Here is a 13072-nt window from a genome sequence, read left to right on the forward strand (position 1 = left end):
ACGATAATTTGCACCGATGTTAGCCGCTGCCGTTTCACCCGACCTTGATGCAATCGATGTTTTGCTGCCACAAACCCAGTGTCAGCGCTGTGGCTACGCCGATTGCCGCACCTATGCGTCCGCGATGCACGCAGGCGAGGCCGATCTCAACCGCTGCCCGCCAGGCGGCGAAGTCACCCGCGTTGCACTAGCAGGCTTGCTGCAACGCGACGCGATTGCTCTCGCTGACGACGTTGATGCCTATGCGGCGGAACACGTCGCGCTGATCGACGAGGCCGCGTGCATCGGTTGCGCTGCCTGCCTGCCCGTGTGCCCGACCGACGCCATCGTCGGCGCCTCGAAGCGGATGCACACGGTGATCGCAGCCGACTGCACCGGCTGCGAGCTTTGCATCATCGCCTGCCCGGTAGATTGCATCGCACTGATCCCGGCCGTCACCCCTGCCAATCGTGTCCACGACACGCTGCTTGCCCGCCAGCCTCAAGCCAGTGACCTGCGCAAGAAGTACATCGCGCATCAACGGCGCTTTGCAGAACGGGCCGAAGCCAGGGCGGCGGCGCATGTGCCGAAGCCGCAGTCGGACAAGCAGGCGCTGCTTGCGGACATTCTCGCCCGCGCGAAAGCGCGTGCCGCCGTACCGCCGCGGGCGTGAGAGTGCGCAAATGAACGCCGAAAAGCGCTACCGCATCTTCGCCACACTGGCGAAGGCGAATCCCGATCCGAAGACCGAGCTCGAATACGGCAACCCGTTTCAGTTGGTGATCGCGGTGCTGCTCTCGGCGCAGGCCACCGACAAATCAGTGAACGCCGCCACGCGCAAGTTTTTCCCGTTCGTGAAGACACCGGCCGATCTCGTGCAGCTCGGCGAGGCGCAACTTTCCGAGCACATCAAGACCATCGGACTCTTTCGCAACAAGGCCAAAAACGCAATCGCCGCTGCACGGCAACTGATCGAGCGCCATGGCGGTGAGGTGCCGCATGATCGGGCCGCGCTGGAGGCGCTACCGGGCGTCGGTCGCAAGACGGCGAACGTCGTGCTGAACGAGGCCTTCGGCGAGCCCACGCTGGCGGTGGACACGCACGTGTTCCGCGTCGCCAACCGCATGAAGCTCGCGCCCGGCAAAACGGTCGACGAGGTCGAACGCAAACTGCTGAAGTTCACGCCGCCAGAATTCCTGAAATCGGCGCATCACTGGCTGATCCTGCATGGCAGATACACGTGTACGGCCCGATCGCCTCGATGCGATGTCTGTTGTGTTTTCGAACTGTGCGAGTACTCGGGCCGAACACGCGCAGGACGAAGGACGAAGGACGACGCTCCCGCTGGTCGCTAGGACGCAAAGGTATGCAACCACTTCTCTCGGTTCGATCAACCCTCGTTGCCAAGCTTTGCGTCATAGGCCGAAACGGCCGTCGTCCTAGCGAGCGCCAGCGAGCGTCGTCCTTCGTCCTTGCGCGGAGCGCAAATGTTTAACCCCTCCCGCGATCAGGCGCGGCAATTCTTCATCGACAGCTGGGCAAAATTCCGCCGTGGCGATGCGCTGACGCCGCTGGAAGAAAAGACCGTCGCCATCATTGCGCTGCACCCGGAATACCACCGCATCCTGCAGAACCCGGAGTCGTTCATCACGACCGACTGGCGGCCGGAAGCGGGGGACATCAATCCTTTCCTGCATCTCGGCTTCCATCTTGCGATTCAGGAGCAGCTCGATATCGATCAGCCGCCAGGCATTCGCGCCATTCACGCCCAGCTTGCCGCCAAGCACGACGACGAGCACGCAGCGAAGCACGAAATCCTTGAGTGTCTCGGCGAAACGCTGTGGCAATCACAGCGCACCGGGCAGGCGCTGGATGGTGCGCTTTACCTGAGCCTGCTGCGGCAACGGGTACCGGCGAAGCAGTAGACGCGGATCGCTCGTGGCGTTCTGTCGGGCAAGCAGCTTTTTCGTAAAAGTGCCTACCGATATGGGCTCCATGGCAAAAAGTACCAACAGTCGACTTAACCGCTTTTTGCGCTGCTAGCCCTTATTGAATAAGGTTTACAGCGAAAAGATGATGCTGTAACGAACCGTCTGCCAATGCGGTTTTGACCCGGTTTTTCCCGGCTGCGCTTTGATGGGTATCGGATCTTCTTTCCGGCCACCCATGACGCCTTTCTACCCATCGTTCAACGCCCGCCGCCTGCTACGTCACTTGCTGGCGGTGCTGGCGACACTGCTGCTCGCGGGCAGCATCGGCGCGCCCATCGCGCAGCCCTACACGCAAATCGCCACTGGCGAATATCACACCTGCGCCCTGCTCGACAGCGGCGGCGTGCACTGCTGGGGCGATAACTTTCGCGGTCAGCTCGGCAACGGCATATCCGGCAACGGGCAGGAATCACCGGAACCGGTCCGCGTGGCCGGCCTCAACACCGCCGTGCACATTGCCGCCGGTACATCGCACAACTGCGCTGCGCTGCGCGATGGCCGGGTGCAGTGCTGGGGCTACAACTTTCGTGGCCAGCTCGGCAATGGCGGCACCACCCCAAGCAGTACACCAGTGCTGGTGGGCACGGTGACCGACGCCATCGCCGTGGCCGCCGGGGGCGATCACAGCTGCGCGCTGCGCCAGGGCGGCGGCATCAAGTGCTGGGGCTACAACGGCGACGGCGAGCTGGGCCATGGCGGTAGCGACTTCTATCTCACCAACCCGGTTGACGTGGCTGGCATCACCACCGCCACGGCGATCAGCGCCAGGCACCTGCACACCTGCGCCCTGCTCGCCAGCAATACAGTCAAGTGCTGGGGCCGCAACAGCGACGGCCAGCTTGGCGACGGCAGCTACGTTTCGCCGCGGCGGACGCCGGTTGACGTGCAAAGTCTCACCAACGTCAGCCAGATCGCCGCTGGCTGGCTGCACACCTGCGCTGCACTGGTCTCGGGCGGTGTCGTGTGCTGGGGCAGCAATACCTACGGCATGCTGGGCACCGGCAACACCACGGCCAGCAACACCTGGGTGAACGCCTATCCGACATTGACCAGCGTGACGGCCATTGCCGCCGGCGAACAGCACAGTTGCGCAGTTCGCCAGGCCGCCGGGCGCATCGAATGCTGGGGCTACAACGGCAACGGACGACTGGGCTACGGCACGATCGTCGGCACCGGCATCACCGTTGGCACGGCGAAAGTGCTTGGCAACGACAACTTCGTCAGTGTCAGCGCCGGACGCACCCACACCTGCGCCCTCACCGCGGCCGGCAGTGCCAAGTGCTGGGGGGCCAATGGTGCCGGGCAAATTGGCACCACCCACTTCGCGACTGGTGGTGACGATCACGCGGTGCCACAGTTTGTCGCGCCGCGTTGCGAGCTTGATATCGACGGCGATGGCATCTTCTCTGCGGCCACCGACGGTGTGCTGGCGGCACGTGCCCTGGCTGGCATGAGCGGCAGCGCGGTCACCGCAGGCGCCATTGGCGGCGGGGCAACGCGCACCAGCTGGCCACAGATTCGCAACTTCCTGATTCGCGCCTGTGGCGTCGCGGGGCTCGCACCATGAACAGCAAACCATCATCAGGCCGGCTGGTAGCCGCTGGCGTGGCCGCACTGGGCCTGTCCCTGATCGTCGCTGCGCCGGCATCGGCGCAGACCATCTACACGCAGCTCTCTGCGGGCAGCAGTCATAGCTGTGCCGTGACCAACAACGGTCGCATTCACTGCTGGGGCGCCAACACAGTGTTTGGCGTGCTCGGCAATGGCAGTATCAGCGCCAGTGCCGTGCCAGTGCCGGTACGCGGCATCAGCAACGCGGTGGAGGTGCGAGCGGGGCTGTTTCACACCTGCGCGCGCCTGGGCGATGGCAGCGCCCGCTGCTGGGGCAAGGGCAGCGATGGCGCCCTCACGCAGGGCAGCTTCGACAACAGCACAGTGCCGGTAACCGTGTGGGGCTTCGGCGCGGCCGGGCCGGCGCGGCAGATCGGCGTCGGCGCGCAGCACACCTGCATCCTGCAGCAGGGCGGGCGACCCTTCTGCGCCGGCCGCAACGATTGGGGGCAGGCAGGCTTCGCCCCCAACCCGGCCAATCAACCGTGGAGTGTGCCCATCCTCAACGTTGATGAAATCGCGGTCGGACACTATCACTCCTGCGCCCGCGTGGGCGGCACAGTGTCGTGCTGGGGCCAGAACACCAGTGGTCAGCTCGGCAATGGCAGCGCCGTGACGTCGAGCAATACGCCGGTTGCGGTCACCGGTATCAGCACCGCGATCGCGCTATCAGCGGGTCGCTCACACACCTGCGCTTTGCTGGCACCCGGCGGCGTGCTGAGCCTGAGCAGCGTCGTTTGCTGGGGCGACAACTCGACAGGGCAACTGGGTGACGGCGGCAATGGTGGCTTCAGCAACACGCCGGTGACGGTGGCCAACCTGGGCAGCGCCGGCAACACCCCGGATGCCATCGCGGCGGGTGCCCAGCACAGCTGCGCGCGCCTGCTGGATGCCACCGTGCAATGCTGGGGCCTTGCCCTCTACGGCGCTGTCGGTGATGGCAGCGATGGCAGCGTGACCTATCGTCTCAGCCCAAGCACCGTGGTCGGCCTCGCGCCGGCAGCGGCCGGCGTCAATGCAACCACCGCCAGCCTGGCGGCGGGCGACAACACCAGCTGCGCCATCATGTCTGACGGCGGTATCCGCTGCTGGGGATACAACGAATTCGGGCAGGGCGGCCACGGCCACGGCGGCACCTATCAAACCACGCCGCAGTACGTTGCGGCGCCGGGCTGCGCGCTCGACATTGATGGCGATGGCGTGGCGATGCTCGGCAGCGACGGACTGCTGCTCGCACGCGCCCTCGGTCTGCGCAACGGCAACGCGGTCACGCAATCGGCCACGGCCACCGCTGGCACCCGCCAGACATGGTTTGCGCAATGGCAACACTTGACGGCCCGTTGCGGCGTCACCGGCTTGTCACCCTGAAGGAGTGTTCGATGCAACCAGTCACCATCCCGTCAATTCGCCTGGCTCGCCGCCTTGCCCGCGTCTCCGCCCGGCTCGTCCTGCACACGACCATGGGTGTCAGCCTGATTGCAGTACCAGCAGCGAACGCTGACTGGGACCCGGCTGAAGAAGCGCGTTACCAGGCCGCGCAGAAAAAGGCGCGTGCCGACGCGGTGCGCGCAGCAGCCGAGGCGAAGCGGCAACGCGAACAGGCGCTGCGCGAGCAGCTGGCCAGTGCCCGCTTCAACGAGAACCGCGCACGCGTCGACGCGATGGACGAAAAAGCCCTCACCGCGCTCTATCAGCGCCGTGAAAAGGAGGAACAGTCAGTCGCGGCGAAGCAACGTAACGAAGCAAACGCGCAGGTCAAAGCGTTTCTCGACCAGATGACACCAGCCCAGCGCGCCCAATACGAAAAGATGTCGGGCAAGAAGATCGACGACGTACGCAAGGACCTGGGTAGCTCAGGCAAGTGAGCGCCAACGTCAGCCGCGCCTGCGGCCAGCTGAGGCGCTTTGTTCACAGGCATTGACCGCGGCGTCCACACCCGCAAACACGTCGGTAGCTGTAAGCGCGGGGTCACTGGCAGCCAGCTGCCTCGCGGTGGCCAGGTGCTGCGCTGCCCGCGCGCACGTCTGCGCCGGGGAGCGGGCACCAGCGGTCATGGGCGCAGCAGCGCGCGCCTCCACCCACGCTTGTGCGAGCAGCAGTTTGAGCTGGCTCTGCCGTGCGACGAAGTGATCGCGAAGTCTGGCGGCGAGCGCCGTGTGCACCCGTTGACCCCGCTCGACCATTGCACTGGTCTGCGCAACATCGCCAGCGCGCCGGTGATAGTCGGCGAGCGATGCGATGGTCTTCAACAGGTCGAGCACGGCGTCCTCATTGGCCGCGTCCGCCTGGCGCAGTGCTTCAAATTCGCCAAGAACGGCGTCTGCCTCGGCGATTGCTGCTTTCAGATCGTCGGCCGCAGCGTAGGCGTTGGCCAGCTCCACGCGCGCGTTCAGCGTGCTGCGGCGATAGCCAGCATCGCCGGGATGCAACTGCTCGTTGGCGCGCATCAGCGCCACGCCCCGCTGGTGCCAATTGACGGCCTGCCGGGCACCGTCGGCGCCGCCACTTCGGCGCGACGCTTCCGCGAGCGCGGTGTAACAGCGCCAGAGAATGGCGCGAATCGTCTGGGTATCATCGGACGCCGGGGCATGGGCGGCCTGCCTGGCCACCAGCGCCTGTGCGCTTTGCTCCATCGCAGACTGGTCGAAGCTGCCGTTGCCCAGATAGAGCGCCGAGATGTTGCGGGCGACGATCACTTTCTGCACGGCGTAGAACAGGTCGGCGTCGTCCGCCGCGCGCGTTGTCGCCTCGCTGCCGAGCGCTGCCGCGCGGGCGAACAGCGCCGATGATTTCGGAAAGTTGCGGTACAGCCCTTGCTGCTCGGCAAACTCGGTCAGCGTCTTGAGCTGCTCGACGGCCGTGGTGGTCTGCGGGCGAATGGCAAGCGCCGCATCGAGTGCGGCTACTGCCTTTTCGTAGGCCTGTTCGCTGGCGTCGCGCTCGCCCGTGTTGGCGCCCTGAATACCGCCAAGAATGCGCCCCAGCCGGCGATAACCGGCGCCTACCTCATGCAACAGTCCTGCGTCGCCAGCAGCGTCTGCACGCAGACCATCGAGATAGGCGAGCGACTGGCCGATCAGGTCTTTCTGCAACTGTGTGGTGCCAGGGATGCCGGCAAGCTTGCGGTGCAGATCGAACAGCAGCTGATTGGTCATCTTGCGCACGCTGGCGAAGTGCTGCTCGGCGCGGGCGCGCTGAACACTTGCCTCGCGCTCGGCCGCGCGGGCAACCTGCGCCTGATACAACGCGATCGACGCGGCCACCAGCACTCCCACTAGTGCAAGCGTCGCCAGGGCGACGCCACCCGTGTGGCGCTGCACGAATCGTGTTGCACGATAGCCCACGCCGCCGCCGCGAGCCTGTACTGGCTCATGTGCGAGATAGCGGCGCACATCATCTGCCAGTTGCGCCGCACTGGCGTAGCGTTGCGAGGGCACCTCTGCCATGGCCTTGCGTACGATGCAGCGCAAGTCGTCATCGGCAACGTCAGTGCCGTTGGCCAGCGGTTCACCGCCATTCGCCAGCCGCTGCAGCAGGGCGCCCAGCGCGTGGATGTCGCTGGCGGTGGTGACTGGTTCGCCACGCAGTTGCTCAGGGCTCGCCCAGCCGGGGGTCAGTGCAACTGCGGCGCTGTCTGCCGAAGCCGGGCCACCGGCGCGATCGGTGATTTGAGCAATGCCGAAATCGATCAGCTTGACGCTGCCGTCGTGCGTCACCATCACGTTGGCCGGTTTGATGTCACGATGCACGATCAGCCGCTGATGGGCGTACTGCACGGCAGCGCATACATCCAGAAACCGCGCCAGCCACTCATCCGGCGCCGGCCGCTTGCGTACGCACCAGCGATCAATCGCCTCGCCCTCGACCAGCTCCATCACCAGATACAGCGTGCCGTCCTCGGCGGCGCCGCCATCCAGCAGTCGTGCAATGCACGGATGCGCGAGCGAGGCGAGCATCTGTCGCTCATCCAGAAACCACTGTGTGCTGGCAGTGCCACGCGCGCGCAGCAGCTTGATCGCCACCGTCTGCTCGTAGGCCGCATCGTCCCGGCGTGCCCGGAAGATCAGCCCCATGCCACCGCTGGCCAGCCACTGCTCGATTCGCCAGGCGCCGACACGACGACCAATCCAGTGCTCCGGCGGATCGGACATCGTCGCTGCCGCATCGCGCGCCAGCGTCGTCGCATCCAGCCAGCGCGTTGCTGGCAACACAAAATCGGCGTGGGTATCGGCAGCGAGCAGCGAGCGCACCTCGGCGAGCAAGGCCCGATCGCTGGCGCAAGAGGTATCAACGAAGGCCGCTCGCGCCGCCGCATCCGGGATGCTCAGCGCGATTTCGATGATTTCGCCGACGCGCGACCAGGTCTCCTCTGCCAGCAGTGGGCGCCCGCGGGTATCGTCCGCCGTGCCCACCTCCCGCCCGTCGTCCCCTGTTCTCGTCACCATGCGCCTGTCACCCCGTTCCCGCAGCCTCTTTTGCCCACAAAGCTGAAAGCGTGAATTGCCGGAATCGGCTCACGACGCGGCGTCCCGCTCCGCCCGGATCGCCGCCAGCTCGCGCAGCAGAAACAGTCGGGCCACGGTCCACTCGCGCTTGACGGTTGATGGCGAGGTGCCCAGTTGGCGCGCTATGTCATCAATGCCAACATCGGCGAAGAATTTGAGCTCGACAATCTCCGCCTGCCGCGGGCTCTGGCGGGCCAGCGCGTTGATGGCCTGGTCAAGCGACTCCAGGTCCAGCTCGCGGCCAATGCGCTGCAGTTGTGTGGTGTCGCCGGACGGCGGGTAGAGCCCCTGCGCACAGGCCTGCTCGTAGTCACGCACAGTGTCGTCAAAACTGGCCGCCGCCACACCACCGCCGCGCTTGACGGCGTTGCGTTGCCGGGCATGATCGACCAGCAGGTTGCGCATCACCCTCGCCGCCAGCCGCAGAAAATCCGTCCGCTCCACCGGCATTGCGCCCGCTGCCAGCCGCAGCCAGGCTTCATGCACGACGGCCGTGCGCGACAGGGTGTGACCCGCCGCCTCGTGCGCGAACACGGCCTGCGCGATCTGTCGCAGCTCGGCGTAGAGTTCGTCGGTCAGCCTGGCAGCCATGCAGGCAGCATAGCGCAAGGTATTGGCTTTTTATGGAAATCCTTATCTAATCAGGGCTCGCACGACGTTTGACGTACAGTCGACTATGTTGCAAATTTCTATCAATGCCCTTTTTGTAAGCGGTCTCCAGGCCTATTTTTACGAAAGCTGCTTCTGCACAAACGCCAGCGTGACACCTTGCACGGCAACGCGTTTGTGACGGTTCAGTTCGCCTGCAATCAGCGCGACGCGGTTTTTGGCAACGCCGCAGCGCTCCGCCACGAAAGCGATCACCGCAGCGTTCGCCTTGCCCTCCACCGGTGGCGCGTTGATGCGCAGTTTCAGCGCGCCATCATGTTCACCCGCGACTTCAGATTTCTTCGCGCCGGGCTGCACGTAGAGCGTGATTTCAACGCCATCAGCAGTTGCCTTCAGCCACACTGGCAACGCCGACGATGCTGGCTCCGGCGTCGCCACTAATCGTCTGCCATCGCGCCCAGTTCGGCACCACGATCCCGCGCCGCGCGTACCGCATCAATCAGCGCCTGCTGCACGCCGCGCTCATTGATCACGGCCAGCGCCGCTGCTGTGGTGCCGCCTTTGGACGTCACGCGTTCGCGCAGTACGGCCGGCGATTCGTCGGAGGCCTCCGCCAGCGCCGTCGCACCCTTGAGTGTCGCCAACACCAGCGTGCGCGCATCGGCATCGTTGAAACCCACGCCTTTCGCCGCCGCCAGCATCGACTCAATCCAGTGGAACACGTAGGCTGGGCCGCTGCCCGACACGGCGGTCACGGCGTCGATCATCGCCTCGCTCTCCACTCGCACCACCGCCCCCGTCGAGCGCATCAGTTCGGTGGACGTGGCTACGTCAGCCTCCGACAACGATGGTGGCGCGAACAGCCCGGTAATACCCTGGCCGATCAGCGCCGGCGTGTTTGGCATGGTGCGCACGATGCGTGCCGAGGTGGGGTCGGCACCGAGCCAGCGCGCAATGCTGGCGCGGCGGGTGCCGGCAGCGATGCTGACGATCAGTTCGCCCTGAAGATGCGGCAACAACTCGGCGCACGCCTGCTTGAGCATTTGCGGCTTGACGGCGAGCACCACGACATCGGCGCCGTCCACTGCCTCACGACAGGCAGCCGCATGCACCACCACGTCGAGCGCGGTCAGCTTCTCGCGCGCTGGCGCATAAGGCTCAATCACATGGCAGCTCGGCGCCGGATGTTCGCGGCGCAATCCCGCCAGCATCGCGCTCGCCATGTTGCCGCCGCCGACAAAACAAATCTTCTTCACACAGTTATCCTGGTTGCTGATTGACTGGTCGGGCGCCGAACAGCGCGGTGCCGACACGCACCATCGTCGAGCCGGACGCGACCGCGATTTCGAGATCGTCGGACATGCCCATCGACAGCGTATCGATGCCCGCGACCTGTTGTTTTGCCTCGGCGTAAAGCCGCGCCAGCAGCGCAAACTGGCTGCGCGTCGCCTCCGCGCCAATGCCGGGTTCCGGCATTCCCATCATGCCGCGCACGCGCAGCCGTGGCAGGCCGCTGGCTGCTTTCGCCAGCGCCACCGCTTCGTCCGGTGCGCAACCGCTCTTCGAGGCTTCGCCGCTGATGTTGACCTGAATACAGATATTCAGCGGCGGCAGATCTGCTGGCCGCTGCGCCGACAGGCGCTCGGCAATTTTCAGGCGATCGACCGAATGCACCCAATGCATTGTTTCCGCCACCACACGCGTCTTGTTTGATTGCAGCGGCCCGATCAGGTGCCATTCGATACCGGCAAGATCCGCGAGCTCAGCGCACTTCTGCACCGCTTCCTGCACGTAGTTTTCGCCGAAGGCGCGCTGACCGACGGCGTAGAGCTCACTGACCTTCGCGGCCGGTTGCAGTTTGCTCACGGCGAGCAAGGCAACGGCTGCCGGATCGCGGCCGGCCTGTTGTGCCGCCGTGCGAATTCGCTCGCACACGCGCACGAAGCGGTCTTTGGCTTGCGAAGCCTCTGAGCTTGCGGTCATAATGCCAATGTCACAGTCACAACTCGATTGAAGAGCGTCGCGGTCCGTATCCAGTCACTGCAACGTTGCAGGGCGCTCAACGGGGCAAAGGATTATAGGGATGGACATCGCGGAGCTTCTCGCGTTCTCGGTCAAGAATTCGGCATCGGACCTGCATCTGTCGTCCGGTCTGCCGCCGATGCTGCGCGTGCATGGCGACATTCGCCGCATCAACTTGCCGGCGATGGAGCACAAGGATGTGCACAGCCTCGTCTACGACATCATGTCGGACGCGCAACGCAAGGTGTTCGAGGAAAACCTCGAGGTCGACTTCTCGTTCGAGATCCCCAACCTCGCCCGCTTCCGCGTCAACGCGTTCAATCAGGACCGTGGTGCCGCCGCAGTGTTCCGTACCATTCCGTCGCGCGTGCTCACGCTGGAAGATCTGGCCACGCCCAAGATCTTCGCCGAGCTGGCGCTGAAACCACGCGGCCTGGTGCTGGTGACGGGGCCGACCGGTTCCGGCAAGTCCACCACGCTGGCGGCGATGGTGAACCACGCCAACGAGAACATCATGGGTCACATCCTCACGGTGGAAGATCCGATCGAATTCGTACATGAGAGCAAAAAATGCCTGATCAACCAGCGCGAACTGGGCGAGCAGACGCTGTCGTTTGCCAATGCGCTGCGCTCCGCGCTGCGTGAAGACCCGGACATCATCCTGATCGGCGAAATGCGCGATCTGGAAACCATCCGCCTGGCGCTGACGGCGGCGGAAACTGGCCACTTGGTGTTCGGCACGCTGCATACATCGTCTGCCGCCAAAACCATCGACCGTATCGTCGACGTGTTCCCCGCCGCCGAGAAGGACATGACCCGCTCCATGCTGTCGGAATCGCTGGTGGCCGTGATCTCGCAATCGCTGCTCAAGCGCAAGGACGGCTCGGGCCGGATTGCCGCGCACGAGATCATGCTCGGCACGCCGGCGATCCGCAACCTGATCCGCGAAAACAAGATTGCGCAGATGTACTCGGTGATCCAGACCAGCCTCGGCGCCGGCATGCAAACCCTCGATCAGTGTCTGCAGGAGCTGATCCGCCGCAATCTCATCACGCCAGCGGAAGCTCGCCTCAACGCCAAACAGGGCGAAATGTTCGCCTGATCCCACCGCAACGTCGCCCCGAGCCCGCTGACAGGAAAGCCATCTTATGGAACGCGAACAAGCCACTACCTTCATGAACTCGCTGCTCGTGATGATGGTGCAGAAGAAGGCTTCCGACCTTTTCCTGACCGCCGGATTCCCGCCCGCGCTCAAGATCGACGGCGAGATTCAGCCGGTATCCAAGACCCAGCTGACCGCCCTGCACACGCTGACGCTGGCGCGCTCGATCATGAACGACAAGCAGGCCGCCGAGTTCGAGCGCACCAGCGAGTGCAACTTTGCGATCAGCCCGGCCGGCACTGGGCGCTTCCGCTGCAGCGCGTTCATCCAGCAGAACCAGGTCGGCATCGTCATCCGTACCATCAATACGACCATCCCGCGCTTTGAAGAGCTGATGCTGCCGCCGATTCTGCGCGACATCATCATGGCCAAGCGCGGTCTGGTGATCTTCGTCGGCGCCACCGGCAGCGGCAAAACCACCTCGATGGCGGCGATGCTCGATCACCGCAACCGCAATTCACGCGGCCACATCATCACCATCGAAGATCCGATCGAGTTCGTGCATGAGCATCGCAACTGCATCGTCACCCAGCGCGAAATCGGCACCGACACCGACAGCTGGGGCGTGGCACTGAAGAACACGCTGCGGCAGGCGCCCGACGTGATCCTGATTGGCGAAATTCGCGAGCGGGAGACGATGGACCACGCCATCGCCTTCGCCGAAACCGGCCACCTCTGCCTCGCCACGCTGCACGCCAACAACACCAACCAGGCGCTCGACCGCATCATCAACTTCTTCCCGGAAGAGCGGCGCCAGCAACTGCTGATGGACCTCTCGCTCAACCTGCGTTCCTTCGTGTCGCAGCGCCTGATCGCACGGCGCGACGCCAAGGGCCGCGTACCCGCCGTTGAAATCCTGCTCAACTCACCGCTGATTTCCGATCTCATCTTCAAAGGTGAAGTGAGCGAAATCAAGGAAATCATGAAGAAATCGAACGAGCTCGGCATGCAGACCTTCGACCAGTCACTGTTCCAGCTGCACGAGGCCGGCCACATCAGCTACGAGGACGCACTGCGCAACGCCGACAGCGTCAACGACCTGCGTCTGCGCATCAAGCTCGAAGGCCACGAGGCACAAGGCCGCAACATGCTGGCCGGGCTGGAGCATCTCGACATCGTCAAGTAGCGCAGTCAGCTTTTTCGCGAAAGCCGCATCTACGTTGGGCACTGCCGGTCATTTCGGCATAAATCGA

Annotated in this window: 13 protein-coding genes; 8 read left to right on the top strand and 5 right to left on the bottom strand. The window is 64.5% G+C overall.

All coding sequences use genetic code 11. The features are described from left to right. The first annotated feature begins 16 nt into the window (after positions 1–16). The 6 genes from FKL89_RS15485 to FKL89_RS15510 all read left to right on the top strand — a co-directional run bounded on the left by FKL89_RS15485 (position 17) and on the right by FKL89_RS15510 (position 5446). A complete protein-coding gene (locus tag FKL89_RS15485; protein WP_156863653.1) occupies positions 17–652 on the top strand; it encodes an RnfABCDGE type electron transport complex subunit B in 636 nt (211 codons plus the stop codon). Positions 653–662: 10 nt separating this feature from the next. Further along, positions 663–1334, top strand: a complete 672-nt coding sequence (gene nth / locus FKL89_RS15490) for an endonuclease III (protein WP_156863654.1) — start codon at positions 663–665, stop codon at positions 1332–1334. Positions 1335–1466: 132 nt separating this feature from the next. Then, entirely contained in the window at positions 1467–1904 is a 438-nt protein-coding gene (locus FKL89_RS15495; protein ID WP_156863655.1) for a DUF1841 family protein, read from the top strand. A gap of 241 nt (positions 1905–2145) precedes the next feature. After that, complete coding sequence (locus tag FKL89_RS15500; protein WP_162527544.1) at positions 2146–3537, top strand: RCC1 domain-containing protein; 1392 nt, start codon at positions 2146–2148, stop codon at positions 3535–3537. Continuing rightward, positions 3534–4949 (top strand): RCC1 domain-containing protein, encoded by a 1416-nt coding sequence (locus FKL89_RS15505; protein WP_156863657.1) that lies wholly within the window; start codon positions 3534–3536, stop codon positions 4947–4949. Before FKL89_RS15500 ends, FKL89_RS15505 begins: the two co-directional genes overlap by 4 nt. An 11-nt stretch (positions 4950–4960) precedes the next feature. Next, on the top strand, positions 4961–5446 hold the full coding sequence (locus tag FKL89_RS15510; RefSeq protein ID WP_156863658.1) for a hypothetical protein: 486 nt from the start codon (positions 4961–4963) through the stop codon (positions 5444–5446). 9 nt (positions 5447–5455) lie between these two features. On the opposite strand, the gene FKL89_RS15515 is transcribed toward FKL89_RS15510, so the two are convergent. The 5 genes from FKL89_RS15515 to FKL89_RS15535 form a co-directional block, all read right to left on the bottom strand. Then, positions 5456–8026 carry a serine/threonine-protein kinase gene (locus tag FKL89_RS15515; protein WP_156863659.1) on the bottom strand — a complete coding sequence of 857 codons (2571 nt, stop codon included), beginning with the start codon at positions 8024–8026 and terminating at the stop codon, positions 5456–5458. Between the two features lie 69 nt (positions 8027–8095). Next, positions 8096–8677, bottom strand: a complete 582-nt coding sequence (locus FKL89_RS15520; RefSeq protein ID WP_156863660.1) for an ECF-type sigma factor — start codon at positions 8675–8677, stop codon at positions 8096–8098. A gap of 138 nt (positions 8678–8815) precedes the next feature. Next, complete coding sequence (locus FKL89_RS15525; RefSeq protein ID WP_156864739.1) at positions 8816–9103, bottom strand: DUF167 domain-containing protein; 288 nt, start codon at positions 9101–9103, stop codon at positions 8816–8818. Positions 9104–9132: 29 nt separating this feature from the next. Further along, complete coding sequence (proC, locus tag FKL89_RS15530) at positions 9133–9951, bottom strand: pyrroline-5-carboxylate reductase (RefSeq protein WP_238363384.1); 819 nt, start codon at positions 9949–9951, stop codon at positions 9133–9135. A gap of 4 nt (positions 9952–9955) precedes the next feature. After that, the gene (locus tag FKL89_RS15535) at positions 9956–10678 is read right to left on the bottom strand and encodes a YggS family pyridoxal phosphate-dependent enzyme (protein ID WP_156863661.1); all 723 of its coding nucleotides are present in this window, start codon (positions 10676–10678) and stop codon (positions 9956–9958) included. Between the two features lie 100 nt (positions 10679–10778). Here FKL89_RS15535 and FKL89_RS15540 point away from each other — a divergent pair, with 100 nt between their 5' ends. Then, positions 10779–11819 (top strand): type IV pilus twitching motility protein PilT, encoded by a 1041-nt coding sequence (locus tag FKL89_RS15540; RefSeq protein WP_156863662.1) that lies wholly within the window; start codon positions 10779–10781, stop codon positions 11817–11819. A 46-nt stretch (positions 11820–11865) separates the two neighbouring features. Next, entirely contained in the window at positions 11866–13005 is a 1140-nt protein-coding gene (locus FKL89_RS15545; RefSeq protein ID WP_156863663.1) for a PilT/PilU family type 4a pilus ATPase, read from the top strand. Positions 13006–13072: the final 67 nt, after the last annotated feature.

The sequence above is a fragment of the Casimicrobium huifangae genome, from assembly GCF_009746125.1.
In the GTDB taxonomy this organism is placed as follows: Bacteria; Pseudomonadota; Gammaproteobacteria; order Burkholderiales; family Casimicrobiaceae; genus Casimicrobium; species Casimicrobium huifangae.

Excerpts from the sequence above, each read along its gene's own strand:
- FKL89_RS15520 (WP_156863660.1), bottom strand. The coding sequence starts at position 8,677 with ATGGCTGCCAGGCTGACCGACGAACTCTACGCCGAGCTGCGACAGATC.
- nth (WP_156863654.1), top strand. The coding sequence starts at position 663 with ATGAACGCCGAAAAGCGCTACCGCATCTTCGCCACACTGGCGAAGGCG.
- FKL89_RS15540 (WP_156863662.1), top strand. The coding sequence starts at position 10,779 with ATGGACATCGCGGAGCTTCTCGCGTTCTCGGTCAAGAATTCGGCATCG.
- FKL89_RS15505 (WP_156863657.1), top strand. The coding sequence starts at position 3,534 with ATGAACAGCAAACCATCATCAGGCCGGCTGGTAGCCGCTGGCGTGGCC.
- FKL89_RS15485 (WP_156863653.1), top strand. The coding sequence starts at position 17 with ATGTTAGCCGCTGCCGTTTCACCCGACCTTGATGCAATCGATGTTTTG.
- FKL89_RS15515 (WP_156863659.1), bottom strand. The coding sequence starts at position 8,026 with ATGGTGACGAGAACAGGGGACGACGGGCGGGAGGTGGGCACGGCGGAC.
- FKL89_RS15500 (WP_162527544.1), top strand. The coding sequence starts at position 2,146 with ATGACGCCTTTCTACCCATCGTTCAACGCCCGCCGCCTGCTACGTCAC.
- FKL89_RS15510 (WP_156863658.1), top strand. The coding sequence starts at position 4,961 with ATGCAACCAGTCACCATCCCGTCAATTCGCCTGGCTCGCCGCCTTGCC.
- FKL89_RS15495 (WP_156863655.1), top strand. The coding sequence starts at position 1,467 with ATGTTTAACCCCTCCCGCGATCAGGCGCGGCAATTCTTCATCGACAGC.
- FKL89_RS15535 (WP_156863661.1), bottom strand. The coding sequence starts at position 10,678 with ATGACCGCAAGCTCAGAGGCTTCGCAAGCCAAAGACCGCTTCGTGCGC.
- FKL89_RS15545 (WP_156863663.1), top strand. The coding sequence starts at position 11,866 with ATGGAACGCGAACAAGCCACTACCTTCATGAACTCGCTGCTCGTGATG.